The organism is Stenotrophomonas tumulicola (assembly GCF_014117215.1).
GTDB lineage: Bacteria > Pseudomonadota > Gammaproteobacteria > Xanthomonadales > Xanthomonadaceae > Stenotrophomonas > Stenotrophomonas tumulicola.
The window spans coordinates 113,208-136,834 of record NZ_JACGXS010000004.1 but is presented as its reverse complement, the minus strand read 5'-3'; the positions used below and the strand labels follow the sequence as shown (position 1 = coordinate 136,834).

Sequence of the window (23,627 nt, the reverse complement as noted above, 5' to 3'; positions counted from 1 at the left end):
GTCAAGCCACTGCCAGGGGCCGATGGGCACGTTTTCCCGCGTGGGATTCATCAATGTGGTGGGCCGGTTCAGGCAGCTGGCGTGTCGAAACGGCCGAATACCAGTGACGTGTTGATGCCACCGAATGCGAAGTTGTTGCTCATCACATGGTCGACATGCAGCGCGCGCCCTTCTCCGGTGATGTAGTCGAGGTCGCCGCAGCGCGGATCCACCTCGGCGAGGTTCAACGTGGGCGCGAACCAGCCTTCGCGCATCATCTCGATGCTCAGCCAGGCTTCGAAGGCGCCGCAGGCACCCAGCATGTGGCCGACGTAGCTCTTGAGCGTACTGACCGGCACCGAACGGCCGAACACCTGCGCGGTGGCTTGGCTTTCGGCGATATCGCCCTGTTCGGTGGCCGTGCCATGGGCGTTGACGTAGCCGATCCGTGCAGCGTCCAGCCCGGCATCGTCCAGTGCCAGTTGCATGGCGCGCGCCATGGTCGGGCTGCTGGGCTGGGTGACATGCTGGCCATCGCTGTTGCTGCCATAGCCCAGCACTTCGGCCAGGACAGGGGCGCCACGCGCCAGCGCATGGTCCAGCTCTTCCAGCACCAGGGTGCAGGCGCCTTCGCCCAGCACCAGGCCGTCACGGGCGACATCGAACGGACGCGGCGTGGCATGTGGCGCATCGTTGCGCACGCTGGTGGCGAACAGGGTGTCGAACACAGCCGCCGCAGTGGCATCCAGCTGCTCCGAGCCCCCGGCGAGCATGACCGTCTGGCGGCCGGCGCGGATGGTTTCGTAGGCTTCGCCGATGCCTTGGCTGCCCGAGGTACAGGCACTGGAGGTGGTGTGGATGCGGCCACTCAGCCCGAAGAACACGCCGATGTTGACCGGTGCGGTGTGGCTCATCATCTTCAGGTAGGTGGTGGCGGTGATGCCTTCGGTGGTGAAACTGTTGAGCATGCGACCGAACTCGCTGATCGCTTCGTGGCTGCCGGCGGACGACCCGTAGGCCACGCCGGTGCGCCCGCTGCGCAGGACGGGATGGTCCAGCAGCCGGGCCTGCTGCAGCGCCAGTTCGCTGGCGCGCACGGCCATCAGCGCGACCCGGCCCATCGACCGGGTGGTCTTGCGGTTGTAATGCGGTGGCAGGTCGAACGGTTCGGCCGGCGCGGCCAGGCGCGTGTTCAATCCTTCGTAGGCCGCCCATTCGGGCAGGCTGCGCACCGCATTGCGCAACGCGCGCAGGCGCGCATGGATGCCCGGCCAATCCTGCCCCAGCGGACTGATCGCAGCGGCGCCGGTGACCACGACGCGACGGCCTTCGCGGGCCATCAGGCCATGCCTCCGTTGACCGAGATCACCTGGCGGGTGATGTAGCCGGCATCCGGCGACAGCAGGAACGCCACCGTGGCCGCCACTTCGTCCGGGGTGCCCACGCGCCCGGCCGGCACCAGCTTGAGTGCATGCTCCACCACTTCGTCCTGCAACATCTCGGTGTCGACCAGGCCCGGGGCCACGCAGTTGACCGTGATGCGGCGGCTGGCCAGTTCCAGCGCCAGCGCCTTGGTCGCGCCGATGATGCCGGCCTTGGCCGCGCTGTAATTGACCTGGCCGCGATTGCCGACCAGCCCCGAGACGGAGGCCAGGGTGACGATGCGCCCCGGCTGGCGGCGGCGGACCATCGGCATCACCAGCGGATGCAGCACGTTGTAGAACCCATCCAGGTTGGTATGCAGCACCTGGTCCCAGTCCTCCGCGCTGAGCGCCGGGAAGGCACCATCACGGGCGATGCCGGCATTGCAGACCACGCCGTAATAGGCGCCATGTGCCTGCACATCGTCTTCCAGCACGGTACGCGCCGCCGCACGGTCGGCGACGTCGAAGCTCAGCACGCGCGCCTGTCGTCCCATCGCGATGATCTCGGCCACCACGGCCTGCGCCTCGCCAACGCGGCTGCGACAGTGCACCGCCACGTCGAAGCCATCGCGCGCCGCGCGCAGGGCAATCGCGCGACCGATGCCACGGCTGGCGCCGGTGACCAGCACGCCCAGGTTCGCTGTCATGCTTTTCCCTTCTCCAGATATGCCTGCGCGTCCACCGGCTCGAATACCGATACGTTCGCCTCCACCCATGTTTCGCCGCCGGCATCGATGCGGCAGGCGAACAGGCCCAGGCCATTGTCGCCCATCAGTTCGCGGCGTGCGTGCACCACCAGCCGTGTCCCACAGGGGAACCGTGGGCGGATGCTGCTGTAGCGGCGGCTGCCCAGCAGGAAACCAAGCCGTGGCGGATGCCCGTCGCGGCGGGCCCTGCAGCCGGCCCAGGCGGCGATGGCCTGGGCCATGTACTCGATGCCGATCCACGCCGGCATGCCATCCGGTTCAATGAACATTCCCTCGCCAGGCACCACCAGCGCCACTTCGATGCTGTCGTCATCCCAGCGCAGCAGCTGGTCGAGCAGCAGCAGGCTGCCGCGATGCGGAACGATGTCCTCGATCCGGTATAGGGTCATGGCAGCGGCCCGCGCGACAAGGCCAGCACGGCGTTGCTGCCGCCAAAGGCGAATGAACTGCTGAGCACCCGCTGCAACGGCTGCGCTGCGCGTGTACCGGGCACCACCAGTGCCAGCGCAGGCAGCCCGGAATCGACCTGTCCATCCCACCAGTGTGGCGGCAGCTGCTGTTGCGGATTCTCCGCCAGCGCGATCCAGCACAACGCCGTTTCGATCGCCCCGGATGCCCCCAGCGTGTGCCCGGTGAGCGGCTTGGTGGAACTGGCGGCAACCTGCGCACCAAGCACTTCTGACACCGCCCGCGCCTCCATGGCGTCGTTATGGCGGGTGGCCGTGCCGTGCAGGTTGATGTAATCCACCTCGCCTGGTGCCCAGCCGGCGCGCTGCAGCGCATCGCGCAGCGCCATCATCGCACCGGCGCCGGTAGGCTCGGGTGCGGACATATGGTGTGCATCGGAACTTTCACCCCATCCGGCCAGGCACACCGGGCCCGGCTCGCGGGTGAGCAGGAACAATGCCGCGCCTTCGCCGATGTTGATGCCAGCGCGGTGGCGCGAGAACGGCAGGCAACGCTGCACGGAAATCGATTCGAGTGCATGGAAACCGGCCACGGTGAAGCGGCACAGCGAATCGGCGCCACCGGCGATGACCGCATCGACGATGCCCGCACGCAGCAGGCGCGCGGCCGATGCCAGTGCCTTGGCGCTGGACGAACAGGCGGTTGACAGCGTCCAGCCCGGTCCCTGGGCACCGCTGCGCTGGCGCACGAATGACGCCGCACTGCCCATCTCCTGCTGGCCATAGGCAAAGCTGGCCGGCCACTGCCCATCCTGTTGCAACGCGCGCAGCGCCGGTTCGGCTTCACCGATTCCCGACGTACTGGTTCCCACGATCACCGCCACGCGCCCGGCGCCATGGCGTTCGATCGCGGCCCGCACCGCGGGCATGATCGGATCGAGCGCGGCGGCCAGCAAGGCGTTGTTGCGCCCACGCCAGGCAACGGGGCAGTGCGACAGATCGGGCAGGTCGGCGGTCACCCGGCCCAGTTCCAACGTGTATCCCGCCAGCACATCGTCGCAGGCCGACAAGCCACCGGGGTGCGCAGCGAACAGGCCGCGCGCCACCGCAGCGCGATCCGCGCCCAGCGCACAGATGACGCCCAGGTCGTTCAGGTAGACCGGCGCGCTCATGGCTGGGGTGCCTCGACCTGCACTGAACGGATCTGCAGCGAATAACCTTCCGCCAGGTTGTCCAGCTGCAGGCTGCCGTCCATTTCGCGCTGCAGGCGCAACCCATCCTGGCCGGCGTGCCGCAGGCGGCGCAACCGGCCATCATCTTCGACGGTCCAGCCCGGCGGCAGCACCGCCGCAATGGCAGCGGTCGGCCACAGCGCGAACTGCAGGTCGTCCAGCACGCGCCCGGCCTGTACCTGGCGCGGCAGCCAAGGGGCGCGCTGTTCGTCCAGGTGCTGGCCATCCCAGTGCACGCGGAAGCCGGTCTGGCCCATGGCCTGCACCAGCAGCTGGACCTGCCCGGCATCGGCTTCCAGCAGCGCATCCAGGTCACGCTCCACGCGGCCGAAGCGGAAGTGCAGCTGCTGTTGCAGTGCCAGCGTTCCCTGCAGGCTGGCAGGCGCAAGCCGCAACGGTGGCAGCTCCATCCGGGGGTGCTGCGCAGGCAGGCCGGTGCAGGCCGCCAGCAGGACGGCGATGACGCCGATCTGCAGCAGCCGGGCCATGCGGCGTTTTCCGGTTTCCATCAGCCCAAGCGTACGCTTCATGGTTCATGCTCCATGCCGGTGGCCTCGACCGACGGCCGGAACAAGGGCGACAACATCCAGACCAGCCCGATGCCGAGCAGCAGGGTCAGCCCGAACGCCCGAAGCGCCGGGGTGGCCGAAAGGCCCAGCAATCCGAACGACAACCAGGTGCTGGCCGCGCCCACGCAGACCGCGACCCAGGCACTGGGATCGCCACGGTGCTCCAGCAGGAAGATGCCGTAGTCCACGCCCATGCCCAACAGCAGCATCAGTGCCAGCACGTTGAACAGTTGCAGTGGCTGGCCGGACAGGCCGAGCAATGCCAGGGTGAGCGCGCCCGCCAGCAGGGTCGGCAGGAGCACCCGCCAGGCATCCCGGCGGTATCGCCACCACAGTGCGGCGAACACCAGCGCGATTCCGGCAAGCAGCATCACGCTCATCAATTTGCGGTAGTGGCCCAGCAGGCGCGAGAAATCCTCGGTGCGATCGACCCAGCGCACGCCGGACAGGCCGGTCGCCGCCGCGCCCAGGTCCGCCAGCGCGCGCGGCTGCGACAGATCATCGACCAGCACCACGCTGGCCACCCCTTCGCCCAACCGTCCCAGCCACAGGGGCCGGAACGGCGTCGAAGCCGGCGACGCAAGGAAATCCTGCAGGGTGATCGGCGTGCTGGAGAACATGGGACGCTGCAACGCCTCGCCGCTGACCTGGGAAACACGGGCCAGCACCTGGGCCTCGACCTGCCCAGACAGCGCGGCATCGGCCTGCTGCTGCCGTGGCGATGGCAGCCAGTCACTGATGGCCCGGTGGCTGCCAATCCGGCCCTCCCCTTCAAGCGTGCGCAGGCGAGCGGTCAGCGCCTCCTCGTGCTGCAGCAGTTGCGCCGCGTCACGGCCCTGCACCAGGAAGAACTGCGCTGGGCTGGGCATGCCCAGCAGGTGGGAGATACGCACCTGGTCCTGCATCAGCGCGGCAGGCGAAGACTGCAGGCTGCGCAGGTCGTCATCGATGTGCAGGCGGGTGATGCCGGCGGCCGAAAGAACGACCGCCGCGCCCAGCACCAGCAGCAACGGACGTCGCCCCTGCATGCGTGGCCAGCGCTGCAGGGTATTGCCCAGCCAATGCGAGAAGCGGGTCTGGCGAACCTGGCCGCCGTCCAGCCAAGGGAACCACAGGATCACGGTAACGAATGCAGCCGCCAGCCCCACCACCGAAAACACCGCCATCTGGCGCAGGCCGGGGAAGGGGGCGATCGCCAGCGCCAGGTAGGCCAGTGCGCTGGTCAGCAGCGCCAGGCACAGGCCGGGCAACAGCCCGCGCAGCAGCGTCCAGCGGCTTTGCCGTGGCGCGGCCTGGCGCGAGGCGAACCAGTGGATGCCATAGTCTTCGGCCACGCCAACCAGCGAGGCTCCGAACACCAGCGTCAACAGATGGATCTTGCCGAACACCAGCACGGTGGCCGCCAACGCCACCCCACAGCCCACCAGCAGCGATATCGCCACCAGCAGGATCGGCCGCAGCGACCGGAAAGCCAGCCAGACCAGCAGCAGGACGGCGACCAGCGAGCCCCAGCCGATCGTATTGATCTCGCGGTTGGCCTGCACCGCCGCCGCTTCGGCATGCAGCGGAACACCCGCCTGCACGATCTCAAGCCCTGGCGCCGCTTCGCTGGCGGCGTTGCCGGCACGCTGCAGCAGGGCGCCGATGTGCGGCTCGCCATCCAACTGGAACGCCGACCCACGCGTATCGAAACGCAACACCGCCCACTGCTGGCCATCGGCCTGCAGCAGGCCATCCTCGCCCAAGCGCAACCCTGCCGCCTTCGCCTGCTGCTGCCACCAACCGGGCCACAAGGAAAGTGGATCCTGCAGCCACGCGGTCAGGCGTGGCCCGCCCATCGGGCCGTACAGCGATGCCAATGCCTGTCCGGCCCAGGCATCCGGCGCCGTCTGCTGCAGCGCCTCGCGCTGCGTCGCCGTCAGCAACCGGTCGCGGTAAGGCGCATAGAACGCGCGTGCCTGTTCGAACCAGCCGTCCAGTGCGCCGGCCGGCCGCAGCAGGCCGCTTTCGGGATCCTTCGCCAGCGCGTCGGCAAACGCGGCCCGGGCACGCAGCACGGCAGCGCCGTCGGTGCTGCCGAGCAGCACCACCACGTCACGCGAGTTGGCATCCGCGATCCGGCGGGTGACGTCGGACAGCAGGCGATCATGCGCATCCTGGGGCAACAGCGCGAGGATGTCGGTGTCGATGGGCGGCTGCTGGCGCCACTGCCGTGCCTGCTGCGCGCCTATCGCGACCAGCAGCACCAGCCAGGCCAGCGCCAGCCAGCGCCACGCCCGGGGCGGGCCATTGCCCGGCGCGGCATTGCCGGTCACATCACTCAAGGCGTGCGGCCTCGTCGGCGCTCAGCACGGCGGGGGTTTCGCGCAGGCCGGAGAACGTGATCAGCGTGCGGTCGTTGCTGGCTTCGACAATGGTGACCTGGCGGACGTAGCGGTCGCCACGCAATTCCAGCGACGTGAACGCCTTGGCCAGCATCGGCGACTTCGGGGCCAGCGCCAGGATCCACGTGTTGCCGTCGCGCCGTGCCTGCACGGTGAACTGGCTGGACAAGGCCTGCACGTCACCGCTCATCAATGCGAACAGGATCGCATTGACCGAGCGCATGGCCGGCTGCTCGCGGGCATCCAGTTCGACCCGGGTGCTGCCATCGCGCTGGCGGCTGAGGATACGTTCGGCGGTGATCACCAGCTCCGACGGAAACGGCTCCAGCGTCGACCAGATGACACCCCGCTCGCGCGCCACCACGAAGGTCCCCTGCGAACGCAACGGATTGCGGAAGCCGGCGACCTGCTTCTCCTGGTTGAACGCGCCACGCAGCACGGCCGGCCGGGCCACGTCGCGGGTGATGGCTTCGACATCCGGATCGGCTGCCAGGGCGGTGTTGGCTACCGCCAGCAGCATCGTCAGCGCCAGCAGGCGCAGGGGACGGAAAAGGTTCATGGTGCGGCAACTCCCAGTTTCTGCCACAGGATCGGGGGACACAGGTACTGCATTTCACCGCTGTCGGCGGCCACCGCCACCTGGATGGTATGGGCGCGGGTCAGCTGCTCGCCGCTGCCGGCATCGAAGATCCCATAGGCGATCTTCAGGCGGTTTTCCCATTCCACGATGCGCGCCTGCACGCGCAGCGGCTGCTGGTAACGCAGCGGCCGGATGTATTTCACCCGTGCGTCGACCACCGGCCACAGGTATCCGGACTGCTGCATCTGCGGGTAGTCGTAGTCATGCCGTTGCAGCAGGGCGCAGCGTGCGAGCTCGAAGTACTTGAAGTAATTTCCATGCCAGACCACCTGCATCGGATCGCAGTCGTGGAAAGCCGGTGCCAGGGCGATTTCGGCAGCCAGGTCATGCATCGCGATAGATCTCCCAGCGCTTGCCGCGGATGTCCTGCAGCAGCTGGCGCAGGTCGCCATCCAGGGCACGGTCTTCTTCCACCAGCACGATGCGCTGGGCGAGATCGGCGTGCATCGCCGCCAGCGCGTCGTGCAGCGGCAGTGGGCCATCCATGCGCTGGCGCAGCGACAGGGCCTGCCGCGCCGCCAACAACATCGCCGCCACCACCTGTTCGGTCAGTTCGATCACGCGCAGGCAGTCGCGGGCAGCGATCGTGCCCATGCTTACCTTGTCCTGGTTGTGGCACTCGGTGGAACGCGAGAACACCGACGCCGGCATGGTGCCCTTCAATGCTTCGGCGGTCCATGCCGATACGCTGATCTGCAGCGCCTTCAGGCCATGGTTGATCGCCGCTCGCGGGCCAGTGGCTGCCGACAGGTTCGCCGGCAGGCCGTGGCTGTACCGTGCATCCACCAGCAGTGCGAGCTGGCGGTCGAGCAGGTCGGCGACATTGGCCACGACGTTCTTCAGCGTGTCCATGGCCAAGGCGATATGTCCACCGTAGAAATGTCCGCCGTGCAGCACGCGTTCGCCATCAGGGTCGATCAGTGGATTGTCGTTGGCACTGTTGAGTTCCGTCTCGATCAGCTGGCGCAGGAACGGCAGGGTGTCTTCCAGCACGCCGATCACGTGCGGGGCGCAACGCAACGAATAGCGATCCTGCAGCCGTTGTGCATTGCGCGGCGGTTGCTCGCTGTGCAGGTCCGTGCGCAGCCGCGCGGCGATCCGGGCCTGGCCGGGATGCGGCTTGGCGGCGAACAGGGACTGGTCGAAATGATGCGCGTTGCCATCGCTGGCCAGTACGTTGAAGGCGGTCAGGCGGGTGGCCAGCCGGCACAGGTAGTCGGCCCGGCTCCAGGCCAGGCAGGCCAGTCCGGTCATCACCGCGGTGCCGTTCATCAGTGCCAGCCCCTCCTTCGGCCGCAGGCGCAACGGCGCCAGGCCGATGCGTGGCAGCACCTCGGCGGCGAGCTGCACCTCGCCCTGGTACAGGACCTCGCGCTCGCCACACAGCACCGCGGCGACATAGGACAGCGGGGTGAGGTCACCGCTGGCGCCAACCGAACCTTCGGCAGGAATGCGCGGCAGCACGTCGTGGTGCAACAGGCTGGCCAGCCCTTCCAGCAACGCCACGCTGGTACCGGACATGCCCTGCGACAGCGACGCCAGGCGCGCGGCCAGCACCGCGCGGGTTTCCTGCGCGTCGAGGAACCGGCCCAGGCCGCAGCCGTGGTATGCATACAGGTGATGCGGCAACTCGGCGACCAAGTCGGGCGGAATCACCACGGTGCACGAATCGCCGTAACCGGTGGTGACCCCGTAGACCACGCCATCTTCGGCCAGCAACCGGTCGAGGAAATCCGCGCCGCGCTGGATGCGCGCACGGAATGCGGGTGTGTCGTCCAGTTCGGTACGCGCCCGGCGCCCGGCCAGCGCGACCACGTCCTCGATGGACAGCGGGCCTGCGCCGAAACGGCAGGATGGAAGAAGGTCAGTGGACATCAGGTGCCTGGTCCCAGAACGGAAAGAAGTTGAACCAATCCAGCGGCGACAGCGCGACCTGCCGTTCCAGCCACTGGGCGTAACGCTGTGCCTGGGCCTGCAGCGCTGCTTCGCGCGTATCCCGCGGCAACACGATGCGCTCTGCGAAGAGATCGAAGCCGATCCGGTAGCCGTCACCCTGGTGCAGGCAGGAAAGCGTATACACCGGGCAGCCCAGTGCGGCAGCCAGCACATAGGCGCCCACCGGGAACGGCGCGCGGTGGCCCAGGAAGTCGGCATGCACCACGCGCGCGCTGCGCACCGGCACGCGGTCGCCGACGATGGCCACGAAACCGCCTTCGGCCACCCGGCGACCGAGCGTCATCGCCATCGCCGGGCCTACATCGGTGACCTGCACCAGTTCCACCGAAGCCAGCGGATCCAGCCGCGCCAACAGGCTGTTGAAGCGCTGCGCATGCTGGGTATGCACCAGCACGGTGAGGTGCAGGCCCGGCACTTTCTCCGCCAGTACCTGGCACAGTTCCAGGCAGCCGATGTGCGCGGTCAGGAACACGCCGCCCTGGCGGCGCGCGATACGCTGCAATGCCGCGTTGTCATGCAGGTGCAGGCGATCGGCAGGATAGCGGCGCCCGAGCGCCAGCAGTTTGTCCAGCATGGTGTCGCCGAACAGGGCGAAGTGGCGCAGGCTGTCGCGCCATCCCGGCGGATGGCCGATGGCACCGGCATGTGCCTGCAGGCGCCGCAGGTACTGCAGCGACGACCGTCGCGCCAGGCCGTTGCCCAGCCAATGGCAGGCAACCGCCGGCCACGCGCACAGCCGGTACGGCCAGCGCCCGAACCAGCGGTGTATCCAGCACAGCAGCAGCACGCCACGCACCGAGGTGCGCTCGCCGATGTCGGCCCAATGGGGTGCCGGACGCGCCGCCATCAGGGCCACCCCTGCAGGCGCCGGCGCAGCAGCCGCGGCGCACGCCGCAGCATGCCCACGAACAGCCGTGCATGCATGCCGGTGATGCGCAGGTTGTCGCGCCAGACATCGAAATGCGAAACACCGTCACGGGGGTAGGTGACCGGGGTGGCCAGGTGCTGCACGTCGATGTCCCGCCAGTACAGCCGGACCAGGATTTCGGTATCGAAGTCCATGCGCCTGCCGATCGGCTCGGCGGCCATCACCTGCAGCACCGGCGGCAACGGATACACGCGGAAGCCGCACATGGAATCACGCAGGTGCAGCGACAGGGTATTGATCCAGACCCAGACGTGGGTGCCATAGCGGCCGTACAGGCGGATCTTCGGCACCGTTGCGTCGTACGCCGGGATGCCACACACCACGGCTTCCGGACGCGCCTTGGACAACGCGACGAAACGCTCCAGCTCATCGGTGTCGTGCTGGCCGTCGGCATCGATCTGCAACACGTGGCTGTACCCGCGACGGGCGGCTTCGGCAAAGCCCGCCAGCATCGCGCCGCCCTTGCCCTGGTTGCAGGCAAGGCGCAGCAGGTCCACGCCGGACTGGCCTGCCAGCCGGCGCAGCACCGCAGCGCAGCCCTCGTGCGATCCATCATCCACCAACAGGCACGGCAGGCCCGCGGCACGAATTCCGGCCACGACCGTGCCGATGGCGTGTTCATGGTCATATACGGGAACCACCACCAGCAGGGAATGCTCAGCAGGAGCGCTCATGGCTTCAATCGGCATCGGCGAACAGTACTTTGCCGCTGGCATGCACGCCGTGATCCGAGCTGAACCGGAAACCAAGCACGGCCCGCGCCGCATCCCAGTCCAGCTGCAGCAGCAGGACATCGCCGGGGCGCGCAAGTTGCTGGAACTTCACCGCATCCATGCGCACGAAGCGTGGCGGCATGGCAAACAGCTGGCGGCCCAGCCGGATCGCCCAGTCCACCTGCGCTACGCCCGGCAGCACCGCCACCTGCGGGAAATGGCCATCGAACACACGCAGGGACGGATCCAGCGCCAACTGGACCGTGGCCGTGGAATCGGAGCGGTCCAGCCAGTGCAAGGACGGCATGGACGGCTGGAAGAGGGCCTGCAGCAACGCCTGGGTCGATTTCCCCTGTGCATTGACCGGCAGCGCGGGCACCAATCGCCAGCGCCGCGGCCGGCTCACTGCATCGTGGCCAGCGGCCAGCAGGGTGGTCAACCGTTGGGTGAAGCTGCGCCGGCCTTCGGCACCTGCGTCCAGCAGCCCGCCATCGCGTGGCACCACCACCGCGGCCAGCTGCTCGCGCTGGCCTGGCAGTACCAGCACGCGCGCATCAGCCACTGCGGGATCGGCGCGCAGCGCGCGCTCCAGCGCATCCAGCGAGACGCGGCGTTCTTCGATCTTGACGATGCGGTCGGCCCGGCCCAGCAGGCGGAATCCCCCGTCGTCGGCAATCTCCGCCCGGTCTTCGCTGCGCCACCAGGCCGTCGTCGCCAGGTGCGGCGATGCGACAGCCAGCTGTCCTTCCTCGATACGCCAACGCACGCCCGGCAGTGGCTGCCATGCCGAAGGCGGCGCCTCGCAGCGGCGCCAGGCAATGCCGCCCGTCTCGCTGCTGCCGAATACTTCGATCGGTGCCTGGCCCAGCAGCACACGGACCTGCGCTGCGGCGTGATCGGGCAACGGGCCGCCGGAGGAGAACACAGCCCGCAGCTGCCCGCGCACGGCACGCCATTCCAACTGTTCCGGCAGGCGTTTCAGGTGCGCCGGCGTAGCCACCAGCACGCACGGCGCGGCCGACAGCGCGGCCACCAGGTCTTCGTGGAAGAAGCGCCGCGGCAGGATCGCGCGGCCTGCGGCCAACGGCCACAGCACGCGGAACAACAAGCCATAGATGTGCTGGTGCGAAACCGTTCCATGCACCTGCACGCCATCCAGCAGGCCGCCGAAGACCTGCTCCAGCGCCTCTACTTCCCGCGCCAGCTGGTCCAGGCGTTTTTCGATCGCCTCCGGCTCGCCGGTGCTGCCGGAGGTGAACACCACCAGCCGGCATGACAGCTCGTCGAGGTCGCTGAACTCCTCATGGATTCCGGCGGCGGCCTCGGGCAACGGCATGGCCAACGGCGCCCAGTGCGGCTCCAGGTCGCCGGCAAAGCCATCCACGTGCGGCTGCAGGGCCTGCAGCGTCGCCGGCAGCCTGTCCGCCGCCAGGTACACCCGCTTGCCCGCCGACCAGGCGCCCAGCAGTGCGGCGGCGAACGCCACGCTGTCGTCGAAATGAAGTGCCCAGTCGCGTCCAGCCGCGGCGGCAAACGCCGTCCGCCATGCGCGGACCCGTGCCAGCAGCCCGGCATGGTCCAGCGGTTGGCCATCGGCGTCGCCGACAAGGCGATGCGCAGGCGCGGTACGCAGCAGCTGGTGCAGCGCAATCCAGTCAGCCATGGCCGTGCGCCGCCTTGACCCGTCGCCGCACCAGCCACTCCGCGCCATGCAGCAGGCCCATCAGGCCATAGGCCAGCAGGCCGTTGTACAGCGCCCAGGTGGCGTCGGTGGCCCATAACGCCGTGACCACGGCGATCCCGCCATTCAACACGAAAAACCCGCACCAGACCTGGGTCACCCGCCGCGTATACGCCACCGCGAACAGTGGCAGCTCCGGCTCCTGCAGGCGTGCAAAGCGTTCGGCCACGGTCGGCGGCCAACGCAGGCTGGCGAGGAAGAACACCAGCAGCATGGCGTTGACCAGCGCAGGATAGAGTTTCAGCGGCAGCGCCGCATTGCCCAGCAGCGCAGCCACGGCCAGCATGCCGGTGCCGGCCGCCGCCCATATCCACAATGGCTCGCGGGTACCCAGCGCGCGCAGCAGGGCAAGCATGAACAGCAGCAATGACAGCCAGCGCGGTTCGAAGTGCCCCATTGCCAGGTACACCAGCAGCGGGTAGGCCAGCGATACCGCCACCAGCGCCCCCCTGCGCAGACGCGCCCCGGCCAGTATCCGCCGCATGGCGTCAGGCAGCGGCCTGGTCGGGCAGCAGGCGGTGCACGACATCGACCACGTCCTGCACGGTGCGGACGGCCTTGAACGCATCCGGTTGCAGGTTGCGGCCCAGCAACGGTTTGAGCTGCACGATCAGGTCGACCGCGTCGATGCTGTCGATGTCCAGCTCCTCGCGCAGGCGCGCGGCCGGAACGATCAACGCCGGATCGATCTCGAAACTGCCTGTCAGCAGTTCGGCGATATGGTTGAAGAGTGCGTCCTTGGTCATGGCGATGCGGGGCGTGTTCATGCGCGGCTGGTGGCGACGAAGGCGGCCAGCGCCCGTACGCTGCCGAAATGGCGGCGGGTTTCCTCGGAATCGGCGGAAAGGCTCACGCCATACTGCTTCTGCAGGGCCAGGCCCAGTTCCAGTGCGTCGATCGAATCCAGCCCGAGGCCTTCGCCGAACAACGGCGCAGCGGCATCGATGTCGTCGGCGGAGATATCCTCCAGCGACAAGGCGGAAATGATCAATTCCTTGATCTCGTGCTCAAGTACCTGCACGGGGCGGCTCTCCACAGGGTTGGAAGTAACGGGTGAGGTGTTCGGTGACACGACGCGCGGCCAGGGCTTCCCCTCCTGCTGCATCGACGTTGTCGAAAAACGTGCTGATCGGAATGTCCTCACCGACCTCCAGCGAGACATGGAAGCGTCGCGGGGGCACACGATACCATTTCTGCCCCTTTTCCAGCGTCGGCGGGGTACAGCGGATCCGCACCGGGGTGATGTCGCGGCGACCGCGCACGGCAATGTTGGCGGCCCCGCGGCGCAGGCGTAGCGGCTGTCCCGAGGTGCTGCGGGTGCCCTCGGGGAAAACCACCAGCGCACCGCCCGCCTGCAATGCCTCGATGCCCGCCTCGACAAGCGCCGGCCCGTCATCGTTGACGATGTAGCCGGCGGCCCGCACCGTTCCCTGCATGAACGGGTTGCGCGCCACCGCGCGCTTGATCACGCAATCGGCGTGTGGCAGCAGCGACACCAGGAACACCACGTCGATCAAGGTGGGATGGTTGGCCAGCACCAGCAGGCCATCGCGCTGCAGCCGTTCGCCATGGCGGACGTCGAACGTGAGCACGCCCAGGCCACGCATCATGCGGACATGCAGGGCGAAGCTGCGCTGCACCAGCCCACGCGCCAACCGGCGACGACGTGCCGGATCACGCACGCCAAGCAGCAGCGATGGCGCCACGATCGCACCGAACAGCAGGCCGCCGACGCCGAACACCGCAAAGCTGAGCCCGGTGGCCAGCACCCGCCAGGCGGCATCCAGGCGCCCGGCCACGGCTTCAGTCGCCACGGTGCCAGCTCCAGCGCTGGCCATCGACCACCCGCGTGCAACGGTCGTCGCCGGCCAACAGGAAGCGTTGCAGCTCCAGCGCATGGGGCAGCAGGCCAGGGGCATCATCGGGCGCGGCGTCGGCCCGCCACTGCAGGCGCAGCCGGTCGCGCCCCGGCACGGCCGCCGCCAGGCGCCAGCACCACGCGTAGTACGTCGAGGGTTCGTCGCTGAAGGCCGAATACAGTGCCGGCAGCGGGGGGTCATAGACCACGACGCGGACTTCGCGCGCGCCATCGGCGAGCAGGCCCGCCGCCTCCAGGCAGGCCGCTTCCACGGTGGCTTTGCCTGCGGACAGCGCAAGCAGGTTGCCGCGGTGGCCACGCGTGATCGAATACAGGGCCCCGATCGCGTTGTGCACCGACAGCCCGAAGGTGGTCGGGGACAGGGCCTCCTCTGCCACCAGCGCGCGCAGCAGTTCCATGGAACGCTCCACGTCACCATGGCGGCTGGCGAACACCAGCGGCACCGTGCTGTCGGCGCCCTGCCCGTCTTCGCACCAGCATGCCGCCTGGATCGCCATGCGGCCCAGCCGCTCGATACGGCGCCGCTGCATGGCAGGCACGTCGGACAGCCCGGGCGTGCCGTCTCCCTGCGGCAGCCACGGTGCCGTGGCCCATTGCTGCCATTCGCTGCGCGTGGCCAGGCCGGGTGCCCACGCTGCCCAGTCGAGGACGGAAAATTCGATCATGGCGGAACAACACTGTCACACGGAGCCGCGCACGCTAGCACGCCCGGCGTCGGCGGCAGGTGCCGGCCACTGGCCGGCACGCCCCTCAGTGATACCCCGCGCCCGCCTCCACCTTGCCGCGGAAGACCCGGTACGACCAGGCCGTATAGCCCAGGATGACCGGCAGCAGCAGCACCAGCCCGACCAGGCTGAAGCCCAATGACGACGCGGGTGCGGCGGCATCCCACAGCGTCATCGTCGGTGGCAGCAGGTACGGCCACATGCCCAGTACCAGCCCGATGAAGCCGAGCGCGAACAGGCCCAGGGTGAGCAGGAATGGCGGCAGGTCGCGCCGTGGATGCAGGGCACTGCGCCACAGCGCCGCCGCAACGGCCAGGGTCAGCAGTGGCACCGGCGACAGCCACCAGAAGTTGCCATCGCTGAACCAGCGCTCCATCAGGCGCGAGTGCAGGAACGGCAGCCAACTGCTGACCAGCCCCATCGCCACGATCACCGCGACCACCAGCGGGCGGGTCAGCTGGCGCGCAAGCACCTGCACCGGGCCGGTGGTCTTGAGGATCAGCCAGGTGCTGCCCAGCAAGGCGTAGCCGGCCACCAGCGCCGCACCGGTCAGCATCGCGAACGGGCTGAACCAGCCGAACGGGCCACCCTGGTACACGCCCTCCACGATCGGCAGGCCCTGCACCAGCGCACCGAGGATGATGCCCTGGGCGAACGTGGCCAGCAGCGATCCCAGCCCGAACGCCACGCTCCACAGCCGCCGCGAGCGGTGCGCCTTGAAGCGGAACTCGAAGGCGACACCGCGGAACACCAGTGCCATCACCAGCAGCAGCACCGGCAGGTACAGCGCCGACAGCAGCGCGGCATAGGCCTTGGGGAAGGCCGCCAGCAGGCCGGCACCCCCCAGCACCAGCCAGGTCTCGTTGCCGTCCCAGATCGGCGCGGCGGTGTTCATCATCTGGTCCAGCTCATCTTCGCCGTGCGAGAACGGGGCAAGGATGCCGATGCCAAGCACGAAGCCGTCCAGCACCACGTACATCAGCACGCCAAAGCCGATCACCGCGAACCATGCCACGGGAAGCCAGGTCACCAGGTCCATGTCAGCGCTCCTCCAGCGGTTCGTCGGCGGCCGACAACGGGCGCGCCGGGGTGTGGCTGCCACCGTCCAGCGATGGCCCGTCTTCGTGCGGTTTCGGCCCCTGGCGCAGGATCTTCACCAGGTACCAGATGCCCCAACCGAACACGAAGGCGTAGCCGACCACATAGACCGCCAGCGAAAGCACGTTCATCCAGACGCTCTGCGGACCCACCGCATCGGCGGTGCGCAGCAGGCCATACACCACCCACGGCTGCCGCCCCATTTCAGTGACGAACCAGCCGGACACCAGCGCGATGAAGCCACTGGGCAGCATCCAGTTCCAACCACGCAGCAGCCAGCGCGAATGCAGCAGCTTCCGTCGCCACAAGGCAATGGCTGAAACCCAGGCCAGCAACAGCATCAGCGTACCCAGCCCGACCATGATGCGGAAGGCGAAGAACACCGGCGTCACCGGTGGGCGATCGCTGGCCGGCACCGAGGTCAGTGGATCGAAGCTACCATCCATCGAATGGGTCAGGACCAGGCTGCCCAGCCGGGGAATGGCCACTTCGAAATCATTGCGCTCTTCCTTCTCGTTGGGCAGCGCGAACACCACCAGCGGGACGCCTTCGCCTTCCTTGCCCTGATGCCAGTGCGCCTCCACCGCCGCGATCTTCATCGGCTGGTGCTCGAGGGTGTTCAAGCCGTGCATGTCGCCGACGAAAATCTGTGCGGGCACGGTGATGGCCGCGAAGATGACTGCCGCAACGAGCATGCGTCGGCCAGCCTCCACGTGCTGCCCACGGCGCAGGTACCACGCGCCGATGCCGCCGATGACGAAGCAGGTGGTGATGAACGAGCCGAGCGCCATGTGCGCAAGCCGGTAGGGAAAGGAGGGGTTGAACACCACCTGCCACCAATCCACCGGATGCACGATGCCGTTGACGATCTCGTGCCCGGCCGGCGTATGCAGCCAGCTGTTGGATGCCAGGATCCAGAACGTGGAAAACAACGTGCCCAGCGCCACCATGCAGGTGGAAAAGAAATGCAGGCGGGGCGATACCTTGCCCCAGCCGAACATCATCACGCCCAGGAAGCTGGCTTCCAGGAAGAATGCGGTCAGTACTTCATAGGTGAGCAACGGACCGATCACGGTACCGGCCACTTCGACCAGCCGTGGCCAGTTGGTGCCGAACTGGAAGGCCATGACGATGCCGCTGACCACGCCCATGCCGAAGGACACCGCGAAGATCTTCTGCCAGAAGAAATACAGCTCGCGCCAGGCCGGGTTGCGCGTGCGCAGCCAGCGCCATTCCACGAAGGCCAGCCAACTGGCGGTGCCGATGGTGAAGGCGGGGAACAACACATGGAAACTGACGACGAACCCGAACTGGATCCGGGACAACAACAATGCGTCCAAGGACGCCTCCTGCCTGCCGCGGGTGGGGAAATCCGCACCAGTCTGGGCTGATTTCCGTTAAGCGGGGATGCGACCCGGTGACGCTGTGCTTCACTTTGTCGCAGGGCGAGGTCCCTGCCGCGCTGTGCACGCTGACGGGCATGGCCGGTCACTACCCTGCGAGGTGGTCCTATCCCGCCAGGTACCAGATGCCGGCGACCAGCAATGCCAGCAGCAACAGCGCCTGCAGCAGCACGTAGCCGGGGGTTCCATCGCGCTGTTCGGCCCGCAGGCGACGGCTGATGCTGGCACGGACATCCGGCATCGGTGCCGCGTCCTCGGCGTGGCCCAGTGCTTCGCGCAGCGCACGGGCGGCCTGGTCGTCATGGGGGTCCGGTGCGGTCACAACAGTTCTCCAACGGTGGCCCGCGACAGCAGATCGGTCTTCATGGACTGGCGCGCGCGGTACAGGTGGCTCTTGATGGTACCGCCCGGCATGCCGGTGATCTGCGTGATCTCCGCGATATCGAACTCTTCCAGATAGTGCAGTCCCACCACCAGCCGTTGCGGCGGGCTCAGCCGCTCCAGCGCGGCCGCCAGCCACGGCCCGGCCTGGCGCGCATGGCTGAGCTCCACCGGGCCAGGCTCCTGGTCGCCGATTTCCGCCGCGCCATCATCCTCCATGGCCACGAACCACTGCGCTTCCAGCCGGCGCCGCCGCAGGTGCTGCAGCGCCGTGGCATAGGCCACGCGGGAAATCCAGGTGCGCAGCGACGCCTCGAAGCGGAAGCGGTGCAACTGCCGGTATACGGCCAGGAAGGTCTCCTGCAGCAGGTCGGCGACCTGCTCGCGATCATTGACCATGCGCCCGATGACGTGGGCACACAGGCGCTGGTGCTCGCCGACCAGCGTGTCGAATGCTGCCTGCGAGCCATCGATGATCGCGATGACCTGCAGGCGCTCGGCCATGCGCGAAGCATCGGGGTCGCCAGGCACGCTCATCGATCATGCGCCCTGCATCCAGGCACCATGAGGGCGTCAGCCCTGGCGCACGGCAGGACGGGTAAAGCGCCACGCCAGCAATTGCCCCAACCCGGCACTGCCTGCCAGCACCGCCACCGCGCCGAAGTCCAGCTCGCGGGCACCGGTCAGCTCCAGCAGGCCGAACGCCAGCGCCACGCTGCACAGGGTGATGCCCCAGCGCAGTGCACTCATGCGCCGGCGCTCGTCCTCCAGCGCAGCCAGCGAGATCAGCACCTCTTCGGCCACATGCGGGGCGACCAGCTTGCCGCGTGCACGGGCATCGGCCAGCGCCTGGATGGCGTAGGCAATGCAGATGAACAACGTGATCGGGATGAGTTCCTGCATGGTGGTGCTCCTGTCCGGGGTGAGTTGAACATGCAGATGCGCGATGTGGGAATCCGGTTGCACCACGCTCCCCCATGACCTGTGGCCCAGCCCCCGCCGCTGGCGGGCTGCTACCCTTGGCCGGTTTTCTCCAATCTGGTGCCGTCCGCCCATGTCCCGAGTGCTGCCCCTGTCCCTGTTGTTGTCCGCGGTACTGGCCGCCCCGGCCGCGCATGCCGCGCCGACCCCGATCACCATCGAACAGGCCATGGCCGACCCGGACTGGATCGGGCCGCCAGTCGAGCGTGCCTGGTGGTCCTGGAACAGCCAGCAGGTGGAATACCAGCTCAAGCGCACGGGCAGCCCGGTCCGCGACACCTTCCGCCAGCCAGTGGCGGGGGGCGTCGCCAGCCAGGTGGCCGATGACCAACGCGGCAGCCTGGACGTGGCCAATCCGGTATACGACGGCAGCCGCAGCCGCATGGCCTTCGTACGCAATGGCGATGTGTTCCTGCGCGATCTGCGCAGCGGCACGCTGACCCAGCTCACCCGCGGCAACGAGCGTTCGGGCGGGGTGGACTTCGCCGTCGACGGCGGCGTGATCTGGCGTACCGGCCAGAACTGGTTCCATTGGAATGCCCGCAATGGCGTGGCCCAGGTGGCCAGCCTGAAGGCCGAGAAGAACCCTGCCGATGCGCCGAAGGCCGACGTGCTGCGCGACCAGCAGCTGCGTACGCTGGAAACCCTGCGCCGCGACCGTGAACAACGCGAGGCGCTGAAGGACCAGGACCAGCGCTGGCGCGAAGCGGACCCTACCCGCGCGCCCGGCCCGGTGTTCCTGGGCGCCGACGTGGAAATCGTCGACAGCGTGCTGTCACCGGACCTGCAGCATCTGGTGGTGGTGACCAAGCCCAAGGACTTCGATGAAGGACGCACCGGCAAGATGCCGCTGTACGTGACCGAATCCGGTTACGAGGAAAACGAGGAAACCCGCACCCGCGTCGGCCGCAACGATCCGGAGCCGCACACCTTCTGGCTGGTCGACGCACGCAGCGGCAAGGCCAGCAAAGTGTCGCTGGATGCGCTGCCGGGGATCGGCACCGACCCGCTGGCCGCCCTGCGCAGGAAGGCCGGCAAGGAGGCACTGAAGGGCAACCGTCCGCTGGAAGTGATGAGCGAATTCATGGGCGGTGGCATCCGCTGGAGCAGCGACGGCCAACAGGCTGCGATCATGCTGCGTGCCAACGACAACAAGGACCGTTGGATCGTCAGCCTGGGCGCCGCCGATGGCCGCCTGCAGAGCCGCCATCGCCTGACCGACAATGCCTGGATCAACTGGGGCTTCAACGATTTCGGCTGGATGGCCGACGGCCGCACGTTGTGGCTGCTGTCGGAGGAGTCCGGCTTCTCGCACCTGTATACCCAGGCCGGCAGCAGCAAGCCGCAGGCGCTGACCAGTGGCAAGTGGGAAACCTCGATGCCGGCGCTGTCGGCCGATGGCAAGGGTTTCTACTTCCTGTGCAACCAGCAGGCGCCGCACGATTACGAGGTGTGCAGCGTGGACGTGGCCAGCCGCCAGGTGCGTGAACTGACCGACCTCAACGGTGTCGAGGACTTCACCCTGTCGCCCGACGGCCAGCAGTTGCTGGTGCGTTACTCCGGCGCCTACCTGCCGCCGCAGCTGGCGGTGGTGCCGGCCAGCGGTGGCCAGGCGCGCGTGCTGACCGACACCCGCAGCGCTGAGTTCAAGGCACGCCAGTGGATCCAGCCAAAACTGGTACAGGTGCCGTCCAGGCACGGTGCCGGCGTGGTCTGGGCCAAGTATTACGAGCCGGAGAACAAGGAACCGGGCAAGACCTATCCGATCGTGATGTTCGTGCACGGAGCGGGCTACCTGCAGAACGTGCACCAGCGCTATCCGGCCTACTTCCGCGAACAGATGTTCCATAACCTGCTGGTGCAGCAGGGTTACATCGTGCTCGACATGGATTACCGCGGCAGCGAGGGCTACGGCCGCGACTGGCGCACCGCGATCTACCGCAACATGGGCCACCCGGAGCTGGAAGACTACAAGGACGGCCTGGACTGGCTGGCCGAAACCCAGCAGGGCGACCGTGACCGTGCGGGCATCTACGGCGGCTCGTACGGCGGTTTCATGACCTTCATGGCGCTGTTCCGTTCGCCGGGCACCTTCAAGGCCGGCGCTGCGCTGCGCCCGGTTGTGGACTGGCACAATTACAACCACGCCTACACCGCCAACATCCTCAACACGCCGGACATCGACCCGGAGGCATACCGCGTTTCCTCGCCGATCGAGTATGCGCAGAACCTGCAGGACCACCTGATGATCGGCCACGGCATGATGGACGACAACGTGTTCTTCCAGGACTCGGTCAACCTCAGCCAACGCCTGATCGAACTGCACAAGGACAACTGGTCCATCGCGCCCTATCCGCTCGAGCGCCATGGCTATACGCGCGCCGATTCGTGGCTGGACCAGTACAAGCGCATCCTCAAGCTGTTCAACGAGAACGTGAAGTGACCCCGGCCGCGGCGACGATCCAGATCGTGGCCGCGGTCATCGACGACGGCCGTGGCAACGTGCTGGTGGTACGCAAGCATGGCGCCACGGTCTTCATCCAGCCCGGGGGCAAGCCGGAGCCGGGCGAGGCCCCGCTGCAGGCGCTGGCGCGTGAACTGCATGAAGAACTGGGCGTCCGGCTGCTGCCCGGGTCAGCGTCGGCGCTGGGCTCCTTCAGTGACCGGGCGGCAAACGAGCCCGGCATGCGCGTGCAGGCGCAGGTGTGGTGGGTGCGCGTACAAGGCATCCCGCAGGCCCGGGCGGAGATAGCGGAGCTGGCATGGGTGCCCCTGCAGCCTCCGCATGGCCGTCCCTTGGCGCCGCTGAGCGAAGGCCATATCCTGCCGGCCGCCAGCCTGCTGCTGGCGGCCCGCTGACCACGGCGGTCACCGTCCCGAGGAATACCCATGCCCCTGACCCCGCCGGCTACTGCAACACGGCCACGGCACGCGGATTTCGTCGGTCCGCTGGCGCTGGCCACGCTGCTGGCCTGCATCGCGATGGTCGCCTGGTTCCTGCTGCAGGCCCTGGTGGCGTGGCCACTGGCCGCGAGCACCCCTTGGCAACTGCTGCTGGCGCTGGCTGCCGAACAGCATTGGCCAGCCAGCCTGCGCTGGCTGCTGGCCCATCCGGTGGCCGGCAGCCTGTCGATGGCCGCGGTGTGCGTGCCATCGCTGGTATCCAGCTGGGGCCTTTACCGGGGCCGGCGCTGGGGGCTGTTGAGCTTCACCTGGCTGCTGGTGATCACGGCGGTGGGCAACCTGGGCGTGGTGTGGTGGCTGGACCATGTGGGCGCTGTCCTGCTCACCCGGCTGGGCGATCCCGAGGCCATGCAGGCCCTGCAGATACAACGACGCATCGTCAGTGCCACCCTGCTGGGCAGCTGCCTGCTGTTCGCCGCGCTGCAGGGCTGGCTGGCCTGGCGGCTGATGCGTCCGGATATCCGCGCTCGATTCCCGGCAGCGGGGCATCGCCCCGCTCTACCCGGCTGACACCAGGCCATGCCCGTCAACCGCGCACAGTGCGGCACGGTGCGCGCCCGTGGCTCGAATACAGCGGGTAAAATGCCGGCATGAACGAGTTCGACCACGTCCGCGCTTACCTCACCGACCTGCAGGACCGCATCTGTGCCGCCATCGAAGGCGTCGACGGCCAGGCCCGTTTCCAGGAAGACGCTTGGCAGCGTGCGGAGGGCGGTGGTGGCCGTACCCGCGTGCTCCGCGACGGCGCCGTGTTTGAACAGGCCGGCATCGGCTTCTCGGACGTTTCCGGCAGCCGCCTGCCGCCCTCCGCGTCCGCCAACCGTCCGGAACTGGCCGGCGCCTCCTGGCGCGCCACCGGGGTGTCGCTGGTATTCCATCCCATCAACCCGCTGGTGCCCACCACCCATGCCAATGTGCGCTTCTTCCAGGCCCAGCGCGATGGACAGACGGTGGCCAGCTGGTTCGGCGGCGGCTTCGACCTGACGCCGTTCTATCCTTTCGACGAAGACGTGCGCCACTGGCATGAGGTGGCGCGCGACCTGTGCGCGCCCTTTGGCCCCGAACGTTATCCCGCGCACAAGCGTTGGTGCGACGAATACTTCTTCCTGCGCCATCGCAACGAAACGCGCGGCGTGGGCGGGCTTTTCTTCGATGACCTGCACGGCGACTTCGACTCCGATTTCGCGTACATGCGGGCCGTCGGCGACGGGTTCCTGCAGGCCTACCTGCCGATCGTGGCACGGCGCAAGGAGGCCCCGCATGGCGAACGCGAACGCGAATTCCAGCTGTATCGCCGCGGCCGCTACGTGGAGTTCAACCTGGTATACGACCGCGGCACGCTGTTCGGCCTGCAGAGCGGTGGCCGCAGCGAAAGCATCCTGATGAGCCTGCCCCCGCGGGCGCGGTGGGAGTATGGCTTCCAGCCCGAACCCGGGAGCGCCGAGGCGCGGCTGGCTGATTATCTGGTGCCGCGCGACTGGGCCTGATGCGACGGTACCGGCCATTGGCTGGCAAC

At 68.0% G+C, this 23,627-nt stretch carries 26 protein-coding genes; 4 read left to right on the top strand and 22 right to left on the bottom strand.

Going from position 1 to position 23,627, the window contains the following annotated elements:
• Window positions 1-68: 68 nt before the first annotated feature.
• The 22 genes from H4O11_RS10110 to H4O11_RS10005 all read right to left on the bottom strand — a co-directional run bounded on the left by H4O11_RS10110 (window position 69) and on the right by H4O11_RS10005 (window position 19,069).
• Window positions 69-1,319, bottom strand: a complete 1,251-nt coding sequence (locus tag H4O11_RS10110; RefSeq protein ID WP_182339290.1) for a beta-ketoacyl-ACP synthase — start codon at window positions 1,317-1,319, stop codon at window positions 69-71.
• On the bottom strand, window positions 1,319-2,050 hold the full coding sequence (locus H4O11_RS10105) for a 3-ketoacyl-ACP reductase FabG2 (RefSeq protein ID WP_182339289.1): 732 nt from the start codon (window positions 2,048-2,050) through the stop codon (window positions 1,319-1,321). Before H4O11_RS10105 ends, H4O11_RS10110 begins: the two co-directional genes overlap by 1 nt.
• Window positions 2,047-2,499, bottom strand: a complete 453-nt coding sequence (locus H4O11_RS10100; protein WP_182339288.1) for a hotdog family protein — start codon at window positions 2,497-2,499, stop codon at window positions 2,047-2,049. The genes H4O11_RS10105 and H4O11_RS10100 overlap by 4 nt, the downstream gene beginning before the upstream one ends.
• Window positions 2,496-3,689 carry a beta-ketoacyl-ACP synthase gene (locus H4O11_RS10095; protein ID WP_182339287.1) on the bottom strand — a complete coding sequence of 398 codons (1,194 nt, stop codon included), beginning with the start codon at window positions 3,687-3,689 and terminating at the stop codon, window positions 2,496-2,498. Before H4O11_RS10095 ends, H4O11_RS10100 begins: the two co-directional genes overlap by 4 nt.
• Window positions 3,686-4,237 carry a DUF3261 domain-containing protein gene (locus tag H4O11_RS10090; RefSeq protein ID WP_182339470.1) on the bottom strand — a complete coding sequence of 184 codons (552 nt, stop codon included), beginning with the start codon at window positions 4,235-4,237 and terminating at the stop codon, window positions 3,686-3,688. Before H4O11_RS10090 ends, H4O11_RS10095 begins: the two co-directional genes overlap by 4 nt.
• A 38-nt stretch (window positions 4,238-4,275) precedes the next feature.
• Window positions 4,276-6,633: an MMPL family transporter gene (locus H4O11_RS10085; protein ID WP_182339469.1), complete on the bottom strand. Its 2,358-nt coding sequence runs from the start codon at window positions 6,631-6,633 to the stop codon at window positions 4,276-4,278.
• A 1-nt stretch (window position 6,634) separates the two neighbouring features.
• On the bottom strand, window positions 6,635-7,261 hold the full coding sequence (locus tag H4O11_RS10080; RefSeq protein WP_182339286.1) for an outer-membrane lipoprotein carrier protein LolA: 627 nt from the start codon (window positions 7,259-7,261) through the stop codon (window positions 6,635-6,637).
• A complete protein-coding gene (locus H4O11_RS10075) occupies window positions 7,258-7,674 on the bottom strand; it encodes an acyl-CoA thioesterase (RefSeq protein WP_182339285.1) in 417 nt (138 codons plus the stop codon). The genes H4O11_RS10080 and H4O11_RS10075 overlap by 4 nt, the downstream gene beginning before the upstream one ends.
• On the bottom strand, window positions 7,667-9,217 hold the full coding sequence (locus H4O11_RS10070; protein ID WP_182339284.1) for an HAL/PAL/TAL family ammonia-lyase: 1,551 nt from the start codon (window positions 9,215-9,217) through the stop codon (window positions 7,667-7,669). Before H4O11_RS10070 ends, H4O11_RS10075 begins: the two co-directional genes overlap by 8 nt.
• Window positions 9,207-10,148: an LpxL/LpxP family acyltransferase gene (locus tag H4O11_RS10065; RefSeq protein ID WP_182339468.1), complete on the bottom strand. Its 942-nt coding sequence runs from the start codon at window positions 10,146-10,148 to the stop codon at window positions 9,207-9,209. Before H4O11_RS10065 ends, H4O11_RS10070 begins: the two co-directional genes overlap by 11 nt.
• The gene (locus tag H4O11_RS10060; RefSeq protein WP_182339283.1) at window positions 10,145-10,900 is read right to left on the bottom strand and encodes a glycosyltransferase family 2 protein; all 756 of its coding nucleotides are present in this window, start codon (window positions 10,898-10,900) and stop codon (window positions 10,145-10,147) included. The genes H4O11_RS10065 and H4O11_RS10060 overlap by 4 nt, the downstream gene beginning before the upstream one ends.
• Window positions 10,901-10,904: 4 nt before the next feature.
• Window positions 10,905-12,602, bottom strand: a complete 1,698-nt coding sequence (locus H4O11_RS10055) for an ApeI family dehydratase (RefSeq protein WP_182339282.1) — start codon at window positions 12,600-12,602, stop codon at window positions 10,905-10,907.
• Window positions 12,595-13,209 carry a COG4648 family protein gene (locus H4O11_RS10050; protein ID WP_246333411.1) on the bottom strand — a complete coding sequence of 205 codons (615 nt, stop codon included), beginning with the start codon at window positions 13,207-13,209 and terminating at the stop codon, window positions 12,595-12,597. Before H4O11_RS10050 ends, H4O11_RS10055 begins: the two co-directional genes overlap by 8 nt.
• Window positions 13,169-13,447 (bottom strand): acyl carrier protein, encoded by a 279-nt coding sequence (locus H4O11_RS10045; protein WP_246333410.1) that lies wholly within the window; start codon window positions 13,445-13,447, stop codon window positions 13,169-13,171. The genes H4O11_RS10050 and H4O11_RS10045 overlap by 41 nt, the downstream gene beginning before the upstream one ends.
• Window positions 13,444-13,701 carry a phosphopantetheine-binding protein gene (locus tag H4O11_RS10040; protein ID WP_182339281.1) on the bottom strand — a complete coding sequence of 86 codons (258 nt, stop codon included), beginning with the start codon at window positions 13,699-13,701 and terminating at the stop codon, window positions 13,444-13,446. Before H4O11_RS10040 ends, H4O11_RS10045 begins: the two co-directional genes overlap by 4 nt.
• Window positions 13,688-14,518, bottom strand: a complete 831-nt coding sequence (locus H4O11_RS10035) for a lysophospholipid acyltransferase family protein (RefSeq protein ID WP_182339280.1) — start codon at window positions 14,516-14,518, stop codon at window positions 13,688-13,690. The genes H4O11_RS10040 and H4O11_RS10035 overlap by 14 nt, the downstream gene beginning before the upstream one ends.
• Entirely contained in the window at window positions 14,484-15,224 is a 741-nt protein-coding gene (locus tag H4O11_RS10030) for a beta-ketoacyl synthase chain length factor (RefSeq protein WP_182339279.1), read from the bottom strand. The genes H4O11_RS10035 and H4O11_RS10030 overlap by 35 nt, the downstream gene beginning before the upstream one ends.
• 85 nt (window positions 15,225-15,309) lie before the next feature.
• On the bottom strand, window positions 15,310-16,323 hold the full coding sequence (cydB, locus tag H4O11_RS10025; protein WP_182339278.1) for a cytochrome d ubiquinol oxidase subunit II: 1,014 nt from the start codon (window positions 16,321-16,323) through the stop codon (window positions 15,310-15,312).
• A 1-nt stretch (window position 16,324) separates the two neighbouring features.
• The gene (locus H4O11_RS10020; protein ID WP_182339277.1) at window positions 16,325-17,722 is read right to left on the bottom strand and encodes a cytochrome ubiquinol oxidase subunit I; all 1,398 of its coding nucleotides are present in this window, start codon (window positions 17,720-17,722) and stop codon (window positions 16,325-16,327) included.
• A 169-nt stretch (window positions 17,723-17,891) separates the two neighbouring features.
• Window positions 17,892-18,107 (bottom strand): hypothetical protein, encoded by a 216-nt coding sequence (locus tag H4O11_RS10015; protein ID WP_182339276.1) that lies wholly within the window; start codon window positions 18,105-18,107, stop codon window positions 17,892-17,894.
• Window positions 18,104-18,703 (bottom strand): RNA polymerase sigma factor, encoded by a 600-nt coding sequence (locus H4O11_RS10010; RefSeq protein WP_182339275.1) that lies wholly within the window; start codon window positions 18,701-18,703, stop codon window positions 18,104-18,106. Before H4O11_RS10010 ends, H4O11_RS10015 begins: the two co-directional genes overlap by 4 nt.
• A 36-nt stretch (window positions 18,704-18,739) precedes the next feature.
• Window positions 18,740-19,069, bottom strand: a complete 330-nt coding sequence (locus H4O11_RS10005) for a hypothetical protein (protein ID WP_182339274.1) — start codon at window positions 19,067-19,069, stop codon at window positions 18,740-18,742.
• A 151-nt stretch (window positions 19,070-19,220) separates the two neighbouring features.
• Between H4O11_RS10005 and H4O11_RS10000 the strand changes: the two genes are divergently transcribed.
• The 4 genes from H4O11_RS10000 to hemF all read left to right on the top strand — a co-directional run bounded on the left by H4O11_RS10000 (window position 19,221) and on the right by hemF (window position 23,598).
• Window positions 19,221-21,590: a S9 family peptidase gene (locus H4O11_RS10000; protein WP_182339273.1), complete on the top strand. Its 2,370-nt coding sequence runs from the start codon at window positions 19,221-19,223 to the stop codon at window positions 21,588-21,590.
• Window positions 21,587-22,006, top strand: coding sequence for an NUDIX domain-containing protein (locus tag H4O11_RS09995; protein WP_182339272.1), 420 nt, complete (start codon window positions 21,587-21,589; stop codon window positions 22,004-22,006). The genes H4O11_RS10000 and H4O11_RS09995 overlap by 4 nt, the downstream gene beginning before the upstream one ends.
• A 30-nt stretch (window positions 22,007-22,036) precedes the next feature.
• Window positions 22,037-22,621, top strand: a complete 585-nt coding sequence (locus tag H4O11_RS09990) for a hypothetical protein (RefSeq protein WP_182339271.1) — start codon at window positions 22,037-22,039, stop codon at window positions 22,619-22,621.
• A gap of 80 nt (window positions 22,622-22,701) precedes the next feature.
• Window positions 22,702-23,598: an oxygen-dependent coproporphyrinogen oxidase gene (gene hemF, locus H4O11_RS09985; RefSeq protein ID WP_182339270.1), complete on the top strand. Its 897-nt coding sequence runs from the start codon at window positions 22,702-22,704 to the stop codon at window positions 23,596-23,598.
• The last annotated feature ends 29 nt before the right edge of the window (window positions 23,599-23,627 follow it).

Bases quoted from the DNA above. Each gene is read 5' to 3' on its own strand.
- H4O11_RS10110 (WP_182339290.1), bottom strand. From the start codon at position 1,319: ATGGCCCGCGAAGGCCGTCGCGTCGTGGTCACCGGCGCCGCTGCGATC.
- H4O11_RS10105 (WP_182339289.1), bottom strand. From the start codon at position 2,050: ATGACAGCGAACCTGGGCGTGCTGGTCACCGGCGCCAGCCGTGGCATC.
- H4O11_RS10100 (WP_182339288.1), bottom strand. From the start codon at position 2,499: ATGACCCTATACCGGATCGAGGACATCGTTCCGCATCGCGGCAGCCTG.
- H4O11_RS10095 (WP_182339287.1), bottom strand. From the start codon at position 3,689: ATGAGCGCGCCGGTCTACCTGAACGACCTGGGCGTCATCTGTGCGCTG.
- H4O11_RS10090 (WP_182339470.1), bottom strand. From the start codon at position 4,237: ATGGCCCGGCTGCTGCAGATCGGCGTCATCGCCGTCCTGCTGGCGGCC.
- H4O11_RS10080 (WP_182339286.1), bottom strand. From the start codon at position 7,261: ATGAACCTTTTCCGTCCCCTGCGCCTGCTGGCGCTGACGATGCTGCTG.
- H4O11_RS10075 (WP_182339285.1), bottom strand. From the start codon at position 7,674: ATGCATGACCTGGCTGCCGAAATCGCCCTGGCACCGGCTTTCCACGAC.
- H4O11_RS10070 (WP_182339284.1), bottom strand. From the start codon at position 9,217: ATGTCCACTGACCTTCTTCCATCCTGCCGTTTCGGCGCAGGCCCGCTG.
- H4O11_RS10060 (WP_182339283.1), bottom strand. From the start codon at position 10,900: ATGAGCGCTCCTGCTGAGCATTCCCTGCTGGTGGTGGTTCCCGTATAT.
- H4O11_RS10055 (WP_182339282.1), bottom strand. From the start codon at position 12,602: ATGGCTGACTGGATTGCGCTGCACCAGCTGCTGCGTACCGCGCCTGCG.
- H4O11_RS10050 (WP_246333411.1), bottom strand. From the start codon at position 13,209: ATGTCGTGCACCGCCTGCTGCCCGACCAGGCCGCTGCCTGACGCCATG.
- H4O11_RS10045 (WP_246333410.1), bottom strand. From the start codon at position 13,447: ATGAACACGCCCCGCATCGCCATGACCAAGGACGCACTCTTCAACCAT.
- H4O11_RS10035 (WP_182339280.1), bottom strand. From the start codon at position 14,518: ATGGCCAGCGCTGGAGCTGGCACCGTGGCGACTGAAGCCGTGGCCGGG.
- H4O11_RS10030 (WP_182339279.1), bottom strand. From the start codon at position 15,224: ATGATCGAATTTTCCGTCCTCGACTGGGCAGCGTGGGCACCCGGCCTG.
- cydB (WP_182339278.1), bottom strand. From the start codon at position 16,323: ATGGACCTGGTGACCTGGCTTCCCGTGGCATGGTTCGCGGTGATCGGC.
- H4O11_RS10010 (WP_182339275.1), bottom strand. From the start codon at position 18,703: ATGAGCGTGCCTGGCGACCCCGATGCTTCGCGCATGGCCGAGCGCCTG.
- H4O11_RS10005 (WP_182339274.1), bottom strand. From the start codon at position 19,069: ATGCAGGAACTCATCCCGATCACGTTGTTCATCTGCATTGCCTACGCC.
- H4O11_RS10000 (WP_182339273.1), top strand. From the start codon at position 19,221: ATGTCCCGAGTGCTGCCCCTGTCCCTGTTGTTGTCCGCGGTACTGGCC.
- H4O11_RS09990 (WP_182339271.1), top strand. From the start codon at position 22,037: ATGCCCCTGACCCCGCCGGCTACTGCAACACGGCCACGGCACGCGGAT.
- hemF (WP_182339270.1), top strand. From the start codon at position 22,702: ATGAACGAGTTCGACCACGTCCGCGCTTACCTCACCGACCTGCAGGAC.